18 protein-coding genes are annotated in these 21,776 nt (G+C 43.8%); 1 reads left to right on the top strand and 17 read right to left on the bottom strand.

All coding sequences use genetic code 11. The annotated features are described in order from the left end of the window. Nucleotides 1-9: 9 nt before the first annotated feature. The 15 genes from HNR44_RS06585 to bshC form a co-directional block, all read right to left on the bottom strand. A complete protein-coding gene (locus tag HNR44_RS06585) occupies nucleotides 10-936 on the bottom strand; it encodes a sigma-E processing peptidase SpoIIGA (protein WP_184403269.1) in 927 nt (308 codons plus the stop codon). Nucleotides 937-1,301: 365 nt separating this feature from the next. Then, the gene (gene ftsZ / locus HNR44_RS06590) at nucleotides 1,302-2,459 is read right to left on the bottom strand and encodes a cell division protein FtsZ (protein ID WP_184403270.1); all 1,158 of its coding nucleotides are present in this window, start codon (nucleotides 2,457-2,459) and stop codon (nucleotides 1,302-1,304) included. A 71-nt stretch (nucleotides 2,460-2,530) separates the two neighbouring features. After that, the gene (ftsA, locus tag HNR44_RS06595) at nucleotides 2,531-3,811 is read right to left on the bottom strand and encodes a cell division protein FtsA (protein ID WP_184403271.1); all 1,281 of its coding nucleotides are present in this window, start codon (nucleotides 3,809-3,811) and stop codon (nucleotides 2,531-2,533) included. Between the two features lie 659 nt (nucleotides 3,812-4,470). Then, nucleotides 4,471-5,262, bottom strand: a complete 792-nt coding sequence (locus tag HNR44_RS06600) for a cell division protein FtsQ/DivIB (RefSeq protein WP_184403272.1) — start codon at nucleotides 5,260-5,262, stop codon at nucleotides 4,471-4,473. A 55-nt stretch (nucleotides 5,263-5,317) separates the two neighbouring features. Continuing rightward, the gene (gene murG, locus HNR44_RS06605) at nucleotides 5,318-6,412 is read right to left on the bottom strand and encodes an undecaprenyldiphospho-muramoylpentapeptide beta-N-acetylglucosaminyltransferase (protein ID WP_184403273.1); all 1,095 of its coding nucleotides are present in this window, start codon (nucleotides 6,410-6,412) and stop codon (nucleotides 5,318-5,320) included. Nucleotides 6,413-6,468: 56 nt separating this feature from the next. Next, entirely contained in the window at nucleotides 6,469-7,572 is a 1,104-nt protein-coding gene (gene spoVE, locus HNR44_RS06610; RefSeq protein WP_184403274.1) for a stage V sporulation protein E, read from the bottom strand. Nucleotides 7,573-7,665: 93 nt separating this feature from the next. Then, a complete protein-coding gene (murD, locus tag HNR44_RS06615; RefSeq protein WP_184403275.1) occupies nucleotides 7,666-9,024 on the bottom strand; it encodes a UDP-N-acetylmuramoyl-L-alanine--D-glutamate ligase in 1,359 nt (452 codons plus the stop codon). After that, nucleotides 9,021-10,004, bottom strand: coding sequence for a phospho-N-acetylmuramoyl-pentapeptide-transferase (mraY, locus tag HNR44_RS06620; RefSeq protein ID WP_184403276.1), 984 nt, complete (start codon nucleotides 10,002-10,004; stop codon nucleotides 9,021-9,023). The genes murD and mraY overlap by 4 nt, the downstream gene beginning before the upstream one ends. Before the next feature lie 51 nt (nucleotides 10,005-10,055). Beyond that, nucleotides 10,056-11,528: a UDP-N-acetylmuramoyl-L-alanyl-D-glutamate--2,6-diaminopimelate ligase gene (locus tag HNR44_RS06625; protein WP_184403277.1), complete on the bottom strand. Its 1,473-nt coding sequence runs from the start codon at nucleotides 11,526-11,528 to the stop codon at nucleotides 10,056-10,058. A gap of 110 nt (nucleotides 11,529-11,638) precedes the next feature. Next, nucleotides 11,639-13,576, bottom strand: coding sequence for a stage V sporulation protein D (locus HNR44_RS06630; RefSeq protein WP_184403278.1), 1,938 nt, complete (start codon nucleotides 13,574-13,576; stop codon nucleotides 11,639-11,641). A gap of 76 nt (nucleotides 13,577-13,652) precedes the next feature. After that, the gene (locus HNR44_RS06635) at nucleotides 13,653-15,818 is read right to left on the bottom strand and encodes a penicillin-binding protein (protein ID WP_184403279.1); all 2,166 of its coding nucleotides are present in this window, start codon (nucleotides 15,816-15,818) and stop codon (nucleotides 13,653-13,655) included. A gap of 49 nt (nucleotides 15,819-15,867) precedes the next feature. Further along, entirely contained in the window at nucleotides 15,868-16,215 is a 348-nt protein-coding gene (ftsL, locus tag HNR44_RS06640; RefSeq protein ID WP_184403280.1) for a cell division protein FtsL, read from the bottom strand. Continuing rightward, nucleotides 16,208-17,167 (bottom strand): 16S rRNA (cytosine(1402)-N(4))-methyltransferase RsmH, encoded by a 960-nt coding sequence (gene rsmH / locus HNR44_RS06645; protein ID WP_184403596.1) that lies wholly within the window; start codon nucleotides 17,165-17,167, stop codon nucleotides 16,208-16,210. The genes ftsL and rsmH overlap by 8 nt, the downstream gene beginning before the upstream one ends. A gap of 27 nt (nucleotides 17,168-17,194) precedes the next feature. Continuing rightward, a complete protein-coding gene (gene mraZ / locus HNR44_RS06650; RefSeq protein WP_184403281.1) occupies nucleotides 17,195-17,626 on the bottom strand; it encodes a division/cell wall cluster transcriptional repressor MraZ in 432 nt (143 codons plus the stop codon). A 552-nt stretch (nucleotides 17,627-18,178) separates the two neighbouring features. Next, a complete protein-coding gene (gene bshC / locus HNR44_RS06655; RefSeq protein WP_184403282.1) occupies nucleotides 18,179-19,801 on the bottom strand; it encodes a bacillithiol biosynthesis cysteine-adding enzyme BshC in 1,623 nt (540 codons plus the stop codon). Between the two features lie 357 nt (nucleotides 19,802-20,158). Between bshC and HNR44_RS06660 the strand changes: the two genes are divergently transcribed. Then, nucleotides 20,159-20,629: an N-acetyltransferase gene (locus tag HNR44_RS06660; RefSeq protein WP_184403283.1), complete on the top strand. Its 471-nt coding sequence runs from the start codon at nucleotides 20,159-20,161 to the stop codon at nucleotides 20,627-20,629. Between the two features lie 190 nt (nucleotides 20,630-20,819). Here HNR44_RS06660 and HNR44_RS06665 read toward each other — a convergent pair whose 3' ends face one another. Both HNR44_RS06665 and rpmF read right to left on the bottom strand, forming a co-directional pair. Continuing rightward, nucleotides 20,820-21,350, bottom strand: coding sequence for an RsfA family transcriptional regulator (locus tag HNR44_RS06665; RefSeq protein WP_184403284.1), 531 nt, complete (start codon nucleotides 21,348-21,350; stop codon nucleotides 20,820-20,822). Between the two features lie 240 nt (nucleotides 21,351-21,590). Continuing rightward, nucleotides 21,591-21,767, bottom strand: a complete 177-nt coding sequence (rpmF, locus tag HNR44_RS06670) for a 50S ribosomal protein L32 (RefSeq protein ID WP_184403285.1) — start codon at nucleotides 21,765-21,767, stop codon at nucleotides 21,591-21,593. Between the last annotated feature and the right edge of the window lie 9 nt (nucleotides 21,768-21,776).

Below are 21,776 nucleotides of genomic sequence, written 5' to 3' on the forward strand. Positions count from 1 at the left end.
GCTATTACCTCACGAGGCGGATTCTACCTCTGGACTAGCCGGTAGAAAATCTGTCGGTACGATACATCTAAATCGTCCTTCAGTAGATAATTGCCTATTTTCAAAACCAATTAATACATTTCTGTTCCTTTTTTGACTTCCTTGCTGCTTAATCAATACTTCAGCTGCGTGAACCGCAAACAGAAAACCATGATCCCGGCCAACTGTACGATAAGGAATTAATTTAAGGCGCTCCTCCCATTTCATTGCACCTTTACTCCCTTGTGAATCTAACCATTCTACCATTGCCCTCCATTCCTCAGAGGTAAGGTGAGGTTTAAATAATGACACTTCAGCAAGCAAGACTGGGGCTCTTGAGATCGGATCACGTAGTTGATTCCCCGTATCAACGAGACCCGTCGCATGAATTTCTTCACTCTTCGCATCCATCTTGATCGTTATAAGCGCTAACCCAGCGGCCGTTTTCTTTTCCTGCTTAATAATGCGTTTACTTACTTCTGCAAATACGATGACAACAGGTAGTGTGGATAGTACAAGCAAACCGTGCATATCATCAAAGAGAACCCAGCGAGCCGAAGAACTCCATCTCTCCAAAAGAGCAGACGTTTGCCAAAACATTGTCATCGCCATCACAGCACCACCTGCAAGCCAGGAAACAAAATAAAAAAGCAAAACAGCCTTAGAAAAACGGGTGAACGTTTGGAACCCAAACGCTAACGAAATCGTTAAAATACAAACGAGCGCCTGGATCAATGGGTGTAATAACCACTCCCCGTATGGGGTCATCCATATAAATAACGGAAGGCTTGATAGTGCGGCTGCCATCGCTATTCGCGTTTTTTTAAACTTATATCCAAGCCATTTAGCGGTCATATAAAGTAAACAGGCGGTAACGACTGTATTTAATGCATAGATCACGTCTATGTACAGTGTCAAAGCACTCTTGCAACCTCCTTTCTTGCTGTCTTTTATCAAGTGGAAACCCAATCTTTCTATCAGTATAATCGTGATCAAATTAGAAGTATGTCACTTTATCAGTGGTCGTCCGACTCTGATTTTCAACAATTTGATAAAAAACTGTCGATCCCCCCTTATGAAAACCATATGGCTATTCCCAAAATTTTATTCTGCCTCTCTTATATTTTCATAACTTTCTTATCCTCATGTAGTAGGACGCGAATAAAAAAGCAGCCAGAAATGGCTGCTCAGACAGGAGACGATCTAAATGTTGTTTTCTGTCGTTTATCAATTAAACAAAACGCCAAATGGAGACCATTTGGCTCCATTTGGCGTTTGTTCGTTTATCTGCGACGACGACGATTACGCAAGAAGGCAGGAATATCAAGAGAATCCTGTTCTTCTTCTTGCATTGAACTTTCTTGTGATCTGTCCTCTTCATAAGAAGATTGGTACTGTGTTTGTGACGATGTCGGCTGTGATGGTTGTTGAGTACTTGTCCGTCGTTGATTGCCTTGGCGTTGACTGACACGGGCACGTTTGTCGGCTCCGTCCTCAAAGCCTGTCGCAATCACTGTTACTAGAATTTCATCTTTCAAATTTTCATTGATTACAGACCCAAAGATCATATTTACTTCGGGGTCAGCTGCATCTGATACAATTTCTGCAGCTTCGTGTACTTCAAATAGGCTTAAGTTAGAACCACCGGTAATGTTCATTAATACCCCTTGAGCACCATCTACGGAGGTTTCAAGCAGTGGGCTGGAAACTGCTTTTTTCGCAGCTTCAGCTGCTCGATTTTCACCGGTAGCAATTCCAATACCCATAAGGGCAGAACCTTTCTCACTCATCACCGTCTTCACATCGGCAAAATCCAGGTTAATAAGTCCTGGAGTGGCGATTAAATCAGATATCCCCTGGACACCCTGCCTAAGAACATTATCCGCCTCACGAAAAGCTTCCAACATCGGAGTGCTTTTATCCACGATCTCCAACAATCGATCATTCGGAATTACGATCAGCGTGTCCACTTTTTCCTTTAGACCTTCAATTCCAGCCGTTGCATGACTAGAGCGTTTTCTTCCTTCGAAAGTAAAGGGACGTGTAACGACTCCCACGGTCAATGCACCAACCTCTTTGGCCACCTCAGCAATGACCGGCGCTGCACCCGTTCCAGTACCGCCACCCATTCCCGCAGTTATAAAGACCATATCTGCGCCGGTAAGCGATTCTTCAATTTGTTCTTTACTTTCTTCTGCCGCTTTTTTTCCTATATCAGGGTTGGCTCCAGCCCCTAATCCACGTGTTAGTTTCCCGCCAAGTTGAAGCTTCGTATCCGCTTGGGAGAGCGAAAGGGCTTGGGCATCTGTATTCACTGCAATGAATTCAACACCCTGGAGGCCATTTTCGATCATTCGATTGACCGCATTGGAACCTCCTCCTCCGACCCCAATGACTTTTATTTGGGCGAGTTGATCCATGTCCATTTCAAACTCTAACATCTCGGGTCCCCCTCATCAGTCAATAGTCCGTAATGTAAACGTGATTCTCAAATTCATTTGTTTAATCAATGTTATTCAAAAAACACTTTGAAAAAATTTCTTACCTTTTTTTTCACACCTGGTGAATCTTGCTCATGATCTTCTTGATGATCCGTGTGTTTTCTAGTTTTACGTGACGGTTGCTCTACGTCATCTTCAGCCGAAGCAACCACCATCTCCTTACTATGCATTTTAACATTTTGATGGGCAAATTCAATAAGTCCTACGCCATTGGTATAACGCGGCTCTCTTACCCCGATATAATCCGGAATTGCCATTCTAATATTCCGGCCAAGGATTTCTCTTGCAAGTTCAAGCGCCCCCGGCATCATAACTGCACCTCCGGTTAAAACAACCCCGCCCGGTATATCTCCTATACTGGCCAACTCTTCATCCACAATATCAAAAATTTCCTCCATTCTCGGTTCGATGACATGTGCCAAATCTCTTTGGGAATACTCTTCCTGTTCGTGGCTTCCAAGCGGTTGCAAAGTGGTTGTCACTTCATCGGAAGTATCATCGATATAAGCATGTCCATGTTCAATTTTTACACGTTCAGCCTCTTCGATGGTTGTACGTAAGCCTACAGATAAATCATTCGTAATATGCGCCCCTCCAATGGGGACTACATTCAAAGATGCTAGCATACCATTCTGAAACGTAGAGATGGTCGTTTGACCGCCGCCTATATCGACAAGCGCAACACCAAGTGTCCGCTCATCTTTGGAAACCGATACTTCGCCTGCGGCTAACGTCTGCAAATAAATATCAGAGATTTCTAGATTCGCTCTCTCCACACAACGCAATAGGTTATGTAAAACCGTTTTTGAGCCGGTAACTAGTAACCCTTCCATTTCCAGTCGAACGCCGATCATTCCAGTTGGATCTGTGATTTCATCGTAGCCATCTACAATAAACTGATTCGGTACGACATCCACAATCTCTCGATCAGGTGGAATTGAAACCACTTGCGCGGCGTCCATCACTCTGTCAATATCTTCTTCATTAATTTCTTTGTCTGTACTGGATACGGCGACAATACCGTGACAAGGTTGCAATTCAATATGATTGCCATTAATGCCCACGACCACCTGGTGAATGGAAACACCAACCATTCTTTCTGCCTTATCGACAGCCTGTCGAATAGATTTAACAGTTGCATCAATGTCAACGACAGCACCCTTTTTTATTCCGGTTGAAGGAGCACTTCCAACCCCAATAATATTGAGCATTCCTGTAGACATTTCACCAATCATTACTCTCACTTCAGTTGTACCAATATCCAGGCTGACATAAATTTCCTTATTGTCCACGAATGGCACCTCCTACTACAATAATGTTCTACCCATTAGAACCCGGGCTTTTGATACGTTGAGCGCGTCCGTGGGGACGGGAGGTAACCGCAGCATAGCGGGTCATCACCATTCTTTCAAGCCGCGACTACATCAGCAAACTTCTTCTCCCGGTGGGAACATCGGGGCCAAGCCCCATATTTAACCCTTCGTATAGATAACGTAGTTTCGCTTTATAGTTACACAACTTTACAATTTTCAAGGAATGATGCTGACAGGTCATCGAAATGTTAAAAGATATGCTATGTACAAGTCTACACCATGATCAGTAAGGAAGGAAAGCTAAAATAGCGCTAATCATACTGTTTAGGTCAAAATAAGGAGATGATTCTTTTATAAAGCCTGTAAGAGGTGGTTTATAAAGTTGGGAAAATAGGTTTCTAAAGGGCTTCTGCTCATCCGTAACATGTCGGATTTTCTGATTTTTTATTTCAACATAATCCTAAAGAAATTTATAAAGTTTGGATGATTAACTTACGAAAAGATCCCAAAACGGTAATGAACTAATTTTTCCCACTCTCATCTTCATGATGGAGTACTTACAATATGAACAACCCATCCAATGCAGGGGCAATACCTTTACACTATACTTTCGATTACCAATAGAAGATGTTAAACACTTAAGCTTCTGTATTTTCTTCCTCTTCCCCGTTTTCCTCTTCTTCCTCTGGATTAGCAAATGTTTCGAAATAAGGACTCATCTTCATGTGCAAAATTCCAGGTTCACTCGAATTAAGCTCTTCTGCGACGAGCGAGTAAGTAGACATGTATTCCGCAAAATTATTAATATATGTCTCTACCTCAATCCCGTCATTCATATATAGCCTTAATACATCATTATCCCTATTCACCGGGTGCACTTCAGAAATGTGATTTGCAACTCCATCTTCAAGCTCTTCCAATTCTGAAAGAAACATATCCAGCTGAGATTTATCTTCCCAACCATATAAAATAGGGGCATCGCCCGGCAGTTGATCCAGGCTTTGATCAGGCATTGATTCTCCATTCGCATATACTGGGACGAAACTTCCATTCTCCTCTAAGTATGCCACCCTCTCCCGCTCTTGAACATCAATATGCAGAGTGGTTGGAAAAGAACGGGAGATCGAGGCACTCATCACATACGGGAGTTCTTCAACTCCTGATTCTGCTGAATTTAAGTCTGCAGCCCATATGCTTTCCCCTGTTGTCAAACCGCTCTTTACAGTAACTTCTCCTTCCTCGCCTGTAACCACTCCATCTACTTCAATGGAGCGAATATGGCTTAACGGAGATTGAAAATAGACGACAATTCCAATCAGTAAGAAAAAGGTCGATATGGTTAAGATGACCCGTCGATTGGCTCGTTTTTTTCTTTGTTCTCTTAAAGCTGGAATTCGATCATGAACCGATACAACTTTTCGATCTCCCATATCCAAACCCTCCTCTGTTTAGCTTGTCCACTCCCCTAAAAACGAGCAATCCCCTTTATTTGAGTGCTGTCGATTTCATTAATTCATATAAACGCTCTGCAGCGTCCGGTACCGCCATCGAATGAGCAGCCTTTTTCATCTCGGACTCTTTACCATTCTGAAAGATGTTTTCAATATCAGCTTGAAGTTTGGCTCCTGACCATTCCGACTCTTTATGAACAACTGCAGCTCCTACTTTCTCTAATGTCCTTGCATTCATTTCTTGATGATTTTTAGTGACATAGGGGCTCGGAATCAAGATGGAAGGGATTCCGAGTGCAGTTATTTCGGCTAGTGTTGTAGCACCTGCACGACTGACAATCGCATCAATGCTCGCAAGTACATTTGGCATATTGTGAATAAATGGGCGAACAACGACATGATCATGAGGCACTCCAACCTCCGAAATCCTCTCTTTTACCTTATCATAATGAACACTTCCTGTAATATATAAGTATTGACATTGTTTGTCGGATAATTGGGGTAAAGCTTCCAAGAACGCATCATGAATCGGCTTGGCCCCACGGCTCCCCCCGACGATCATAACGACAGGAAGGTGATCTTGAAAACCAAACTCTTTCTTAACGTTTATTTTCTCAGCATGAACGACTTCAGAAGCCCGGGGGTTGCCCGTAAACACCGATTTTCCTTTGGGGAAATACGCCTTTGCCTCTTCAAAGGAGACAGCGACATGTTTGGCATAACGACTTAAAAATTTATTCGTTAATCCCGGAATGCTATTTTGCTCGTGGATGATCGACGGCACCCCTGATTTAGCCGCTGCGTAGATAACGGGGCCAGCAACATATCCACCTGTGCCCAGGGCTACATCTGGCTGAAAATCTCTGATCATCTTTTTTGCATCAGCAGTCCCTTTTAAAAAACGCTGTACCGTTTTGACATTTTCAAATGACAACTTCCTTTTAAAACCACTAATTTCAATCGTTTTAAAAGGAATATCGTGTTTTGGAACGATGGTATTTTCCAACCCGTTCTCTGTCCCCACATATAAGAAAGAGGCAGAGGGATCCTGCTCACGAATGGCCTGGATGAGGGCAATCGCAGGATAAATATGACCCCCTGTGCCGCCTCCTGTCACCAATACTTTCATTTTTTCACCTCATTCAAGTAGGTCAATCAGTCCCCGTGAATCGACAGGGGAACAATTCAGGTAATCCGCGTATGAGCACTAATATTTAACAACAAACCGAGAGCAATGAGCATCAACGTCAGTGATGAACCTCCGTAACTGAGTAACGGAAGGGTGATGCCTGTCACCGGAAACAGACCAATGACCACCCCGATGTTAATCAGTACCTGAACGAAGAACATTCCTACTATGCCAATCGCCAGTAGAGTGCCGAATAAGTCAGGTGAAAGTAGTGCAGTACGAATGCCTCTCCACATAATGATACCGAACAGGAGAATCACAACAATACCTGCAATAAAGCCACCCTCTTCTGCAATTACAGCGAAAATAAAGTCAGTTTGCGGTTCAGGCAAGTAAAAATACTTTTGTCTGCTTTCTCCAAATCCCATCCCGAATAATCCACCAGGCCCGATCGCATAAAGCGATTGGATAATTTGAAAACCGCTTCCGAGCGGGTCACTCCAAGGGTCGAAAAAAGACATGATACGATCCATTCGATAAGGGGCTGAGGCAATTAAACCAACGAAGCCTGCCGCCCCTACTGCTCCTAATAAAGCAAAGTGACTCTTTCTGGCCCCGGCGATAAACAGCATGATAAAGGACGTTACGACCATCACCGCTCCCGTGCCAAGATCAGGTTGCAACATGATTAAAGCAAATGCGGCGAAAATGATCGCCAAAAGTGGGAGCATTCCCGTACGAAAGCTTGCAACCTGCTGTTGGCGGGAGGCCAACCAGTGAGCCAAAAATAAAATCATCCCAAGTTTCATAAATTCGGAAGGTTGAATGGAGAATGCACCGATGCCAATCCAGCTCTGAGCACCCCCGCGAATAAGCCCCACTCCTGGAATCAGCACGACAATCAACAAAGTAAAACAGACGATCAGACTTGTAATAACATAGTGTCGCCATGTCCAATAACCAATGCGCATCATAAACACCATGCCAAGACAGCCGACACCTGCAAAAAGCAACTGCCGTTTGGCAAAGTAAAAGGGATCCGAAAACCGGTATTCCCCCCAAGCCGCGCTTGCACTATAGACCATTATGACCCCTATAATCAACAATGCACAAATGGAAAATAGTAAGATTCCATCAATCGTTTGCTTATTTTCCCTCACATCTTCACCCCGCCAGCCGCAATTAACGCCCGTCAATATAGACAGGTTATAATTTATGCTTATGACGGTTTGTCCTTGAACATGTGTGCTCTCTTATTTCAATTGCTCAATCGCAGAGACGAAACTCGACCCTCGCTCTTCAAACGTCTTAAATTGATCCCAGCTGGCACAAGCAGGTGAAAGCAGCAAAACATCTTCTTTGTCCGTCAATGGATAGGCTTCTTGAACCGCTTCCTCCAAGCTGCTTGTACTTTTAATTGTGGGAACTCCCGCACATTCACCAGCTTCTTTAAGCTTCTCGCTCGTCTCCCCATAGGTAACCATTGCTTTCACATTTTTGAGGCTACCCGTTAATTCGAAAAAGTCATTTCCGCGATCCAGCCCGCCCGCAATCAGAACAATAGGTTGCTGAAAAGCGGCTAATGCTCGAGACGTTGCTAATATATTTGTCGCTTTCGAATCATTATACACTTTACGTCCGTTGAGTTCTTTCACAAATTCAAGCCGATGTTCTACACCCGTAAATGTCCCTAGTACTTTTTTGATCGCATTTGAGGATGTATTGGATTGCTTAACAGTTGCCACTGCTGCTAATACATTTTCTAGATTATGAACTCCTGGAAGAGCAATATCTAGAGTTCGAAGCAGCGGTTCGTTGTTCCAATATACAATTCCTCCTTCATGGGATGCTCCCGTTGGTAATCTTCTTTTCACTGAAAAAGGAATTTTTTGAGCTTCACTTTCCGCTGCCACTAGAGCTACGGTTTCATCTTCAATATTATAGACGAAATAATCGTCACTTCTCAGATTATGGGAAATTCGTGCTTTTGATTGAACATAATCCTCACGCGTTCCGTGGTAATCGAGGTGAGCGTCAAAGATATTCAGGAGAACAGCGATGCGCGGACGGAATTGTACCGTACCTTTCAATTGAAAACTAGACACTTCGGTAATCATGTACTCATTTTTAGCAACGGTTTCAGCAACTTCACAAGCCGGGAGGCCGATATTCCCTGCAAGTTTCGCCTCTTTTTGATCAGCAGACAACATATCGTATATCAGCTTTGTTGTCGTTGTTTTGCCATTCGAACCTGTGATAGCAATCATTGTACCTTCAACAATCCAGGACGCAAGTTCAACTTCTGTCACTACTGGGATTTTACGGTTTAAGGCTTCTTCTACAATGGGATTATCATAACGTATCCCGGGATTTTTAACGATCATGCAGGGAGATTCAGTAAATAAGCTTATGGGATGGCCTCCTGTTACAAAATGCACCCCAAGTGCTTCGAGTTCTTCCGTGCTTTTTAACGCCGCTTTAGGCTTTGTATCATTAACAATGACCCTGGCTCCATATTTTATCAACAAACGGGCAGCAGCCTCACCGCTTTGGGCAAAACCAAGAACGAGTACGGTTTGATTTTTGATTTTTGTTCGTAATGGTTCTGTCATAACGACCACACCTCAATGTAAACGCCAATTACTGCAAAAACGATGCCGCAAAGCCAAAAGACGACAACCACTTTCCATTCAGACCAGCCTGAGAGTTCATAATGGTGGTGTAAGGGGCTCATTTTGAATACTCTTTTTCTCGTCAGTTTGTAGGCAATGACCTGGATAATGACCGATAACGTCTCAATGACAAAAACCCCGCCGATAATGACGAGCAAGATCTCCATTTCCGTAATGATGGCTACCGCTGCTATCGCTCCACCGAGAGCAAGCGATCCTGTATCCCCCATAAATACTTTTGCAGGGTGGGCATTAAAGACAAGAAACCCGAGCACTGCACCTACGACAGCCGCGCAAAATACAGCGACTTCCGGAAAACCCGCATAAAAAGCAAGAACCGCATAGGCTCCAAATGCAATCGCTGAAGTGCCCGCTAAAAGCCCATCAAGCCCATCGGTAAGATTAACGGCATTCGAAGCGCCGACAAGCATGAAAGCAACAAGCACTAAATAAAGGACACCAATATCAATACTCCAACCGATGCCCGGAATGTCGACAGCGGTTGAAAACTCATATTGTTGAATAACGAAATAAAATACAGCGGCAACGACTAATTGCGCAAGTAATTTCTGTTTCGAGTTTAATCCTAGATTCCTTTTTAAGACAACTTTAATAAAGTCATCTAAATAACCAACAATCCCAAAAGCGACCGTGACGAACAATAATAACCAGACGTGAACGTTCATCTCCAAATTCGTGAAGAAGGGAATCACACCTATAACCGTCAATACGATCGAGAGCAATACGACGATTCCCCCCATCGTCGGTGTCCCACTCTTCTGTTGATGGCTGGCGGGACCTTCTTCTCGTATGCTTTGCCCAAATTTCAACCTATGTAACATCGGGATGAACAACGGGGAAAGGAGTACGCATAGAACAAATGATGCTACAATGGCTATTAAAATCGATGGTTCACTCAAAATGCTCACTCCTTTCTCATCCTTGCACTAACATAATTTTATTTCAGTTATTCATCTCGCAAGATCAGACCGGGCCTCTATAGCTTTTTTTGCTTCAACTCGATCATCAAAATCATAAAAATTTCCTTCAACCTCCTGATACGGTTCATGCCCTTTTCCGGCAATAACGACCACATCTTTGCTATCAGCTTTGTCAATCACATAACGAATCGCTTCTTTTCGATTTACAATCGTACGATACTTCCCTTCGGTTGCCCCCGCTTCCATATCACGTAAGATTTTCACAGGATCTTCACTACGCGGATTGTCAGAGGTGAAAATGGCTTCATCCGCATACTCAACTGCAATCCTTGCCATCTCCGGCCGTTTGCTCCGGTCACGGTCACCACCACAACCGATCACAACATATACGTTGTGATCCGTTAAATCCCTCACCGTCTGCAATATATTATCCAGGCTGTCTGGTGTATGGGCATAATCGACGACAACAGCAAAATTTTGCCCTTCTTCAACGGGTTCAAAACGACCAGGAATTGGAGTCGCTGACTCCAGGCTTTTTTTTATTGTGGTGAGTGTTACACCTGATGCATACGCTGCTGCAGCCGCGGCAAGCGCATTATACACACTAAACCGGCCGATCATTTTCAAGTTTAAATCAACCGTCTGGTTGCCGATGACAAGTGTAAAGTATGTCCCCGTAGGGCCAGCGTATAAATGTTTTGCACGAACGTCCGCTCCTTCCTGAAGCCCGTACGTCAAGACTGGTGCTGCACAGACTTCAATCATGTAATTGGCGGACGCATCATCATAATTGATCACCGCTACCTTCCGTTCTCTATCATAAGTGTTTCCCAACTGCGAGAACAAGAGGCTCTTTGCCTGTTTATAGGCAGACATCGTCTCGTGATAATCCAAGTGGTCAGTACTCAAATTCGTAAAAACAGCGATATTAAAATCTGTTCCCCATACCCTGCCTAATGATAATGCATGTGACGAAACTTCCATCGTTACATCACTCACGCCTGCTGACTTCATATCGGAAAATGTACGTTGCAGTAATAGGGATTCCGGAGTCGTATTTTTGGCCTCGATGACTTGATCAGCAAATTTCGTATAGAGGGTGCCAATCAGGCCAGTTTTTCTCTCATCTGTTTTTAGGACATTATCTAATAGATGCGTGGTTGTCGTTTTTCCATTTGTCCCAGTGACCCCTATTATGTTTAGTCCATGAGTGGGACGTCCGTAAAACCGGTTCGATATTTGGGCAAGAACACGTTTTGTATCTGAGACGATAACGATTGGAACATTAACGTTAAGATATTCTTCAGCAACAATAGCTTTCGCCCCTCGTTTTACGGCATCATGGACAAAGTTATGTCCATCCACCGTGAATCCCCGTATTGCAACGAAAAGAGCTCCTGGCTCTACACAGCGAGAGTCCATTTCAATCGCTGTGATCTCCGGATTATCTGCTTTAGTTTTTTTATATGCGAGTACACCTGCCATACATTCATCTAAGTACATTTTATCCTCTCACTTTCATGACGCTCGGCACCAGGCGGATGTTAACATTTATAACGTAGCAGAACAGCCAAGGGTCTCCTTGGCTGATCACATGGCCGTACAAAACTATTTTAATCGGAAGCCGTTGATTTGTCACCCATATAAAGACGAATCGTTGATCCTTCCTCTACTCGTTCACCCGCTGCAGGCGACTGACGATAAATTTCTTCGCCCTCACCGGAGACTTCTATATTAAGCGGATAGTTAGCATCATGTAGTTCCCTCAATGTTAACCCTGTTACATCGGGTACATCTAAATATGGAACATCCGACCAGGTGAGTTCTTTTTCAACTTGATTGTCACGTTTGGGGACATCCATGGCCTGTAAGCTATCTTCGATAATCTCACCAACGATGGGAGCTGCCACAACTCCACCGAATTGCATTGTATCTTTTGGATTATCAACAGCTACATAGACGACGATCTCTGGATCATCTGCAGGTGCAAAACCAATAAAGGAGACAATGTGGTTATTTTCTAGGTAACGGCCCCCTTGCGCTTTTTGAGCTGTACCTGTTTTACCGCCTACACGATAGCCGTCCACAAACGCACCGCTTCCCGTTCCTTGAGCGACCACGTGTTCTAATGCACGTCTTACTTCAGCCGATGTGTCCTCAGAGATTATATCCCGCTTTTCAATCGGCGTCTGGCTGTCAACTACAAGTCCACTATCAGGGTCCAGCCAATCCTTTGCTACGTAAGGTTGATAGAGGGTGCCCCCGTTCACCGCGGCAGCCACCGCCGCCACTTGCTGGATAGGAGTAACGGATACACCTTGACCAAAAGCTGTCGTTGAACGTTCAAGCGGTCCCACATTTTCTTCATCAAATAAAATACCCGTCCCTTCCCCGTCCATGTCAATGCCGGTTTGCTCCCCAAATCCAAACTGATGAATATAGTCAAATAGCCGCTCTGTACCCAAACGTTCCCCCAGAGCTACAAACCCCGGGTTACAGGAATTTTGCACGACTTCCAAAAAAGTTTGATCACCGTGTCCCCCTTTTTTCCAACAACGCAAACGCTGGCCAGCTACCTCAATATATCCTGGGTCATGAAAGCGATCCTCATCGAGGTCCACTTCCTCCTCTTCCAAAGCCGAGGCTAGCGTAATAATTTTAAACGTTGAACCCGGTTCATACGTGGCCCAAATAGGACGATTTTGGTTATAGATCTCGGGAGACACAGCTTGATAATTATCGGGATTAAAGTGAGGTCGGCTTGACATCCCCAATATTTCTCCATTATCAGGATCCATGGCGATCGCAAGCGCACCATCCGGATTATACGAAGCTTCAGCAATATCCAACTCTCGTTCCATGATCGTTTGTACCTGATCATTGATGGTCAGCCTCACATCCATTCCATTTTGCGGAGCTTCATACTGATCTGCCATATCGGGCAAGCGCTGTCCCTGGGCATCAGAAAAAAAAGAGACGTACCCACTTTGACCCTGCAAGCGTTCATCGTAATATTTTTCCAGACCCGTGAGCCCTTGATTATCGATGCCGGCAAAACCTAGTACATGAGCTAGGTGTTCACCTTGAGGATAGTGGCGCTTATTATCTTCAACAATGTAAACACCGGGCAACCGTTGCGCACGCACTTTCGAGGCCCGTTCCTGTTCAATTTTTCTTCCAGCTGGATTAATCCTGACAATCGAACTCGACTCAGTGATTTGTTCATAAATTTCTTGTTCTTCAGCTTCTAATATTTCTGCAAGCTGCGCCGCCGATTCCGCAGGATTAACAATCTGCCGAGGTACAACAAGAACAGACGGAGCACTAACATTCGTCGCCAACACTTCACCGTTCCGGTCGAGGATTTCCCCTCGTTCAGCCTCAAAAGGTAAGTCTCGACTCCAGGAATCCTCTGCTTCTTCTGTTAACCAACCGCCAAGTGCAAATTGTACATAACCAAGTCTTATCATCAAAATAAAGGTTATCGTAATCCCTGCCAACAATAATAGGAGCAGTCTTCGACGCACAAGCGTTCTTGTGATTTTAGACATGAAAGGCCACCTCATCTACTACATGCTTTCCCTTTCAATCTATGCTTGTACGTCATCTTTTTAGAACAGGTGCGGACTATTCATTTTCCTCTCCCACTTGTTCTTCCACATTTTCCTCTCCATCAGCTTGATCTGGATGTGAAAATTTCACTGAGATCGATTCAGGAGCCCCCATTGGAGTCCCAGGGTCAACACTTTGACCGCTGACGTACCCACTTCCTTCATGCTCGACATTTACCCCAGTAGCAGCACTGAATTTCACGACATCTCTCGCTGACCATCCACTCATGTCTGGCATCTCCCACATATCACTACTTACCAGGAATATCTTTTCACCAGCGATCACCTCTTCACCCGCTAGTGGGTATTGGCTTTCAATATGACTCCCGTCACCAACTATAAATGGATCGACATTTTGAGACTCGAAGGTCTCAACCGCTTGATCTGTAGGCATTCCCGTACCATCTTCCAAGTAAATGTCATCCGTTCTAGCTGATTCAGATGGAAGTGATTCGTCAGAAGTTAAATTCAAATACTGCATACTCTGTTGCATAACTGTATTAAAAATAGTGGAAACAGGTTGCATTCCCGGTTCATCATCAGGCGTATTCGGCCGGTCAACGGCCACGTACATGACAATTTCTGGATCGTCTGCAGGAGCCATGCCCAAGAAGGAAAAAATGTTTTGATTTCTCCCGGACAAATACCCTTCATCAGAAGGGATTTGTGCAGTACCCGTCTTTCCTGCGATTTCAACACCATCTACTTGAAAATTTTGTCCTGTCCCATTCTCACCGTAAACGACATCGGTGAGCTGCCCAAGCACTTCTTCAGCAGTATCTTCGGAAATGGGTTCACCGACGACTTCAGGCTCACCAGAGTATGTGGTTTCATCCACATTCGGATTTACCGAGCGATCGATCAAGTAAGGTTTCATCATTTTGCCGTCATTTGCGATCGCCGTGGCCGCCTGCACTTGTTGGATGGGTGTCACTGCTGAGGTTTGTCCAAAACCTGAATAAATGGCATCGAGTTTACTGTTTGCGATCATCCCTTGGGCTTCATTTGGGAGTTCAATTCCCGTTTGTGTTCCAAACCCAAAATGGCCCAAGTATTCATAGAGCGATTCAGCACCAAGTTTTTCATTCACTAATTTTGCAAAGCCAGTATTCGCAGAGCGTTCCATTGCTTCATCATAAGTAATTTCTCCCCAGCCTTCACCTTGATTATGATCGTTGACTACAGTATCGTAACCAGTATCATAACTGCCGGACTCGAATACTTCGTCTCCATCGTAAGCGCCTTCTTCAATCGCTCCGGCCATCGTGAACATTTTCATCGTGGATCCAGGTTCAAAATGATCGGAAACCGCAAAATTTGTATAGTTGGTGATGTTTTCATAATCATTCGGGTTAAATGAAGGACGGTTGCTCATGCCAAGAATCTCGCCCGTATTCGCATTGGCAATGATTCCAATCATACGCTCGGGCTCATACTCTTCCTCCACCGTACTTAACGATTGTTCAAGGGCAAGTTGTATATTTGAATTGATGGTGAGATGAATATCATTCCCGTTATAAGCTTCCTGAAGCTCTTCGTGCTCTCCGGGGAGCGGAACCCCATTTCTGGCTGTCTGGAAACTTAATGACCCTTCATTTCCTGAAAGTTCTTGTTCAAAAGCAGCTTCCAACCCCATAACCGCCTCATTAGAACCACGATCTACATACCCAAGAAGATGGGAAGCAAATACTTGTTTTGGGTAAAAACGTTTCGGCTCATGACGGAAATGGACTCCATCTAAGTCAAGTGCTTCAATCTCTTCCATTTCTTCAAAACTTAATTGACGTGCCCCTGACCCCAACTCCACTTGAAAAAGGTCACTGTTCAAAAGTTCTGTTAATCGGTTTTGCTCCATATCTATATAGGGGGCTAGTTCATTAGCTGTTCTTTCCGGATCTTCAACATAATCCCCATAGCTTTCATCGAGAATGGCATAAGCAGTATAGCTCGTCACTTCTTCTGCCACCGGATCTCCATTGCTGGCATATATGGTCCCGCGTTCACCATGAAGGGGCTCTTCATTTGACCACCTTTCATTGGCAAGTGCTTCGAGATCTACGCCGTTGACCTCCTTGGAGAGTTGGACGTAGAGGAACCGTCCACCTAATACGGCAATAATTATCGCCGCAATCGCAAAGAGAAACATAGCTCGATAAATGATGGAAGTTCGCTTTACTTTCATCAACAGACCCACCGCCCAAATATGTAGGTTTTCATTCTCTTCGCCACCTTTATGGTTGGAGGACCCTCACATTTTCTTCATTAAGCTCCATTCCATTCTCCTTAGCGATACTAAGGATACGCTCTGGATCACTGAGTTCAGAGACTTGATGTTCCAACCCTTCATTATATTGCTGCTGATGGTTGATCTCCGTTTGCAATTGGGAGATTTCTCTATCTTGGCTGTACATATTGGCATAGTTTGTAACCATCATCACTGCTGTCAAAACGACAGCACTCACAATTAGCGCTAACAAACATTTTTCGCCTAGGGTCAATTTCTTTTTAATACGATGACGGACGGTTTGTACTTGTGGCTGTTCCTCTCTTGGGAACTGCTTTTCTGCTAAGTTATTCATTTATGCCCTCCTTCTGCCTCATTTTTTCGGCAATCCGTAATCGTGCCGATCTCGCTCTTCGATTACCTTCGATTTCTTCTGGTGACGGTTCGATCGGTTTTTTGTTAATCCACTTTAATGTCGGTTTCATATCTTCAGGAATGACAGGCAAGCCAGGTGGAAGCTCTGGATACTTACAAAAAGTATCGAGGGTCTTTTTAGCAATTTTATCTTCTAAAGAATGGAAACTGATAACTGCAATTCTTCCTCCCAATGGGTTTAACATCGGCACGAATGCTGAAAGTGCCTCTTGGAACGATTGCAACTCATCATTTACAGCAATCCGAATCGCTTGAAACGTTCGTTTTGCCGGGTGCCCTCCTGTTCGGCGAGCAGCTGCAGGTATTGCAGACTTAATGATTTCAGACAATTGTGCTGTCGTTTCAATTCTATGTTTCTCTCGTGTGGATTCAATTGCCCGTGCGATTGGCTTGGCAAATTTCTCTTCCCCATATTGAGAAATGATTCGCACAAGCGCTTCATAGGACCAGTCATGAACGACTGCGTTTGCAGTTAAAGACTGTCGTTGATCCATTCGCATGTCCAGGGGCTCATCTCCTCGGTAACTAAAGCCGCGGGATTTATCGTCTAGCTGAGGTGATGAGACCCCAAGGTCGAAGAGTACTCCATCAACTTGATCTACACCGTACGCCTGTAGCTCCGAGACAGCTTCCCGAAAATTTACGTGAGTAAGCGTTACATTTGATTCTTGCCCTTTGAACCGTTCACGCCCAGCATTAATGGCCGCTCTGTCTGAATCAAAAGCGTAAAGATGGCCATTCCTGCCTATTTGTTTTGCAATTTCGGCTGAATGGCCCCCACGTCCAAATGTACAATCCACATAAATGCCATCCTCGCAGATGTTAAGTCCATCAAGAGCTTCATTTAAAAGCACAGTCTCATGATTATAAATGGATATAAGCCCCCTTTCTATCCACTTCTAAAAGTCTAGATTTTCCATTGACTCCGCAATATCGCTAAAAGATGCTTCTGATTCCGCGAAGTATTCTTCCCAAATCGATTGATTCCAAATCTCCACGCGTCTGGATACCCCAATGACAACACAGTCTCTTTCTAATAGTGCATATTCGCGCAGGGAGGAAGGGATATTAACTCGCCCCTGTTTATCAAAAGCGGCCTCCGAAGCGCCAGAAAAGAAAAAACGGGTAAATGCGCGAGCATCTTTCTTTGTAAAAGGAAGTGTCTTCAGCTTTTGTTCTAACTGTTCCCACTCTGTTCTTGGGTATACAAAAACACACTGATCCATACCTCTTGTGATGACAAATTGTTCTCCCAATTCATCACGAAACTTCGAAGGAATAATCAGTCTACCTTTTTCATCGATGGCGTGCTTATATTCTCCCATGAACATGGCTCGCCGTTCCCTTCCACTTGATACCCCTAATTTACCACAATCCCCCACTTTACACCACGGTATTTTTTGGATTTTTTTGCGCTTAAATAAGGTAGAATCGTGTAAGGTGCGAAAAATGGCGATTTTTGCGATCCGCGTTCATAATTTTTTTTACTTTTTTTCGAACTTCTCCCTTCTCAATTTAAAAAAAGGGGCCTTCCGGTGTTTTTTGAACGAAGCGGACGACCTTTTCCATTGATCTAGTCCTGAAACTCTTTATTTATTTATGCCTACATGAAATTTATCCCTTTGCTCGCAAATAAAAGGTTTATTCCTCTTATTCAAGGTACTAATGGGGGAAATATTTGTGGCGTTCCCTTGAGTCCTATATATTTCTTTGTCGAGAGTTAGATTCGTTCTGCTGTTACTCATGAAGAGACATGTCTGAGAAACCCGACAACTGCCTAGCTAATCGACGTTAATAACAATCATCAGACATAAGTTCTTTCATAATCTTTTCGGAGTTACAAAAAAAGCCCCCACTTAAACGTGGGGGAGAGTGGGGGGGAACTATAGATAAAGAAATTGGTGACGAAACTCCTGCCACTCCATTGTGTCAAACAACGTGAGCACACGGTCTTCTCCGTATTCATTCAAGAGTTGAAAAATGTTCAACACCCTCTCTTGTGGCTTCCCGTTCGGATACAACCGCTGTTCCAGCTGTTGAAGCTTCTTAACTCGAGGCGCAATTCTCTCAAATTGTTTTTTTTCAATCCGTAACTGCAGATCCTTTAACACCTCCTGCAGGCGCTGGAAATTTTTATCTGTAAACCTTTCTTCACTTGGTGCCAAAGTGTATAAAGCTTTCGCCATCACTTGATGGCCTTCAGCGGCAAGAGCTTGACTTTGTTCCAATAATTCATCGGTATTCAATTGCTGATTTCTTTGCCTTAACCTGTTAATATAGTCTGATGTTCCCTCATTTGCTACATTCAAAGCCGACAAAGATTCCGAATGCAACGTTTTTTCGCTTGTACGATCCACGTATGTTTGCTGTAAACGCGGGGCTACGGGTGGAACCCGTCTGCCAAAATGATGAAACAGCGGTCCGACCATCGACCAATAGGCCGCTTCTCCAGGTCCAGCGATAAATGTTAATACAGGTAACAACTTTTCTTGTACAAAAGGACGCGTGTATACATTTGCACTGAATTTCTCCGGATGCAGCTGCGTTTCGCGCGACCAATCTGAACGAGACATTTTGTATTGACCATTCCCAAGGGATAGCTCCCCGTCATGGTGCATCACTAATTTTTCACGACGGCCATTGGCACTATAAAACAGGTGAGTATGCTCGTCAGCCACTTCAATAAATGCCTCGCCATCATGGACATCCTCAATTTTTTTCTTTCCATCTGTAAATGCTTGTCGCACCGCTTGATTTTCTTCTATTAAAGACGTCCATGTATCAGCCATTAAATGACGAAAAAGCGGCTCTTGAGGATCAAGCATCACAAGCCCTTGCGACCGAAAAAGCCAAAGCATTACCTCGGCAAAAAAATCAGAAACCGTCGCTGATTTTTCCGCAAAATGCTGTATTTTTTCGTAAAGTTTACGTGAATACGGCGTCTCTCTGCAGTTGAGAAAAACCTTCTCTAACCACTGTTGTATGGCAGAAGCATCGATAGGTTGTTCAGAGACTGGAGCTCCTTTATTCGTCCGCCCCTCGTATTTTACTTTTCTTACTTTACCATCATGACTGTGAACATGAATATGATTAACCTCTTCCCAATCGTGATCTTCACCAGCGATCCAAAAAACGGGAATAACCGGAACGTTTAATTTCTTTTCTTCCTCTTTTGCTTTTAATAAAACGGTAACTGCTTTTGCAATCGTATAAATCGGTCCCGTGAGCAAACCTGCTTGTTGGCCGCCGACGACAACGACACTTCGCTCATCTTGAAGTTTATCAATTTGCGCCATCGCTTTTTCGCGATGTTCATATCTCTGTTGATATTCGTGCAGAGCTTTTCGTAATGATTCACGTTTAAATTCATAACGCTCTAGCTCGCGTAAACGCTCGGCTTCATTCCCAAAAGGAGGATAATCATATAACGCTCGCACCGCTTCTTCCCCTTGTACGTAGCGTTGGATCCATCCTTGCAGTTCTACGGGAAATGATTCTATCGTCATGTTTACCGACCTTTCTTGTACTATGAGGATGTTGGTATAAAAAGGAATCTACTGTGCGTACCGAAAATGAGCAAGCTGTAGATATGTAAAACAGCACCAAAGGCTGCATCGATTTTTGAATCAAGAATGATCATAGCAAAAAAAGTACAGCAGGAAAAGTAATACGCACGGATGACCTTAACAGAACAGGAGCCTCCCGCTTGTTTAGTGTAGCATATGCCTCCCAAGTATGCTTACGTTTCGTTGCCCAAAAAAAGGGTTACACCGTCAAATCAATAGAATTTTTCGTTTAGAAAACAAAAAGGGAATCATTTGTAGTAAAATAATGAGTGATTGGTTACAAAAGGAGGCACCAACATGGAAGCGGCAGTACAACAATTGAGAATTAATTACAAAACGCTTGAAGACTTTCAGGCCTTTCGGGAAGTAGGTATTCAAGAGCTGTCCATGAAAGAAGAACTAGAAGCGGACATGATTGAAAATAATAGTAAATCTCCGTTCTATGGTATTTATATCGGAGATCGACTTATAGCTCGAATGTGTCTATACGAGCTTGGGACCAACCAAGATTTCTATTTTGATCCTCCTCAGCCATTCCTGGAACTCTGGAAGCTGGAAGTTCTCCAGCCATATCGCGGAAGGGGATACGGAGAAGTGCTCGTACAGCACGCAAAAACATTTGGTCAGCCTGTCAAAACTAATGCCAGGCAAGGATCTGATGATTTTTGGATCAAAATGGGGTTTTCTCCCGTGTACTACGATGCTGAACGGGATCGGGGCGAAAATCCGTACGTATGGTACCCAGAAAATGTAGAACCACAGAATTAAAGTTTGCATACAAAATCCCGTTTCACTTTTTTCGTGTTACGGGATTTTTATTTCAGTTAAGAACAATCATAAACTCCTCGAAGCAAAAGGGGTCTTTTCCGAGAGGCGAAACGTATGGTTTTATACGTGAGGAGCACAGAAGCAAGACGATGAACCCGGAATTTTTGAACATCCTCTTTAACAAAATATCCTAGGATCCTTTTTCCCATTGCCAACTCCTCGCCTTATCCAGCAATGAGAGAAAAGATTGGTAATCGTGTTGAAGATTTTCAAGTTCTTTTTGCAATTGTTGCACCCGAGAGATCAATTCATTTTTTTCTTCACGCTCTTTTGCTAGTGCCTCTTTCATTTCCCTCACGTCTGTTTCCGACTTTTCCAACCCTTTTAAGTAAACAATGACATCTGATAATCGAAGGTCCTGTTCACGAATGGGTTGTAAAGCGAATGAAGACGAAGGTTTCGCTGCTATCTCATTCCCATCTTCTTCAACATCAATATTTTCCTTTTTCTGTTGCTTAGCCAGTTTTACAGCATCATCGTACTTTTTCCGGATGGTTGCATTCCAACGGAATCCACATGCTGCAGATGTGCGTTCCAATTTGTTACCTACTTCTTCGAACGCTTTTAATTGGGTTTTTCCCTCTCGAATATTTTTGAGAACAATTTCTGCTAACATTAAATCTTCTTCTTCTGTCCACGCATCCTGCCTGCCTGCGTTCATGACTTCCCCTCCATTTCTTGTATAGGTTGATTAGACTTATTTCATAGAATTCACTGACAGTTTTAACTCTCATTATGTACTTTTATGCAGATTTCTATCCTTCTATGATTGGAATTTCGAATATTTAAAGGGGAAATAGAGCGTCTATCAACAGGAGCAAACGCAAGATCATTATAAACTTTTAACGTTTTATAACACAAAAATACCCTTGCCTGTGATAGGCAAGGGATGGCTCCTTCATTATGAAGGATCTACTACTTCTTCACCTTTATATGTTCCGCATGATTTGCATACGCGGTGTGAACGTTTTAATTCTCCGCATTCTGGGCATCTAACCATGCCCGGAACATTTAGCTTAAAATGTGTGCGGCGTTGTCTTTTTGCTTTTTTGGACGTACGTCTTTTTGGTACAGCCATTTCTTGCCA

Origin of the sequence: Geomicrobium halophilum (assembly GCF_014207655.1) — a bacterium.
GTDB lineage: Bacteria > Bacillota > Bacilli > Bacillales > Marinococcaceae > Geomicrobium > Geomicrobium halophilum.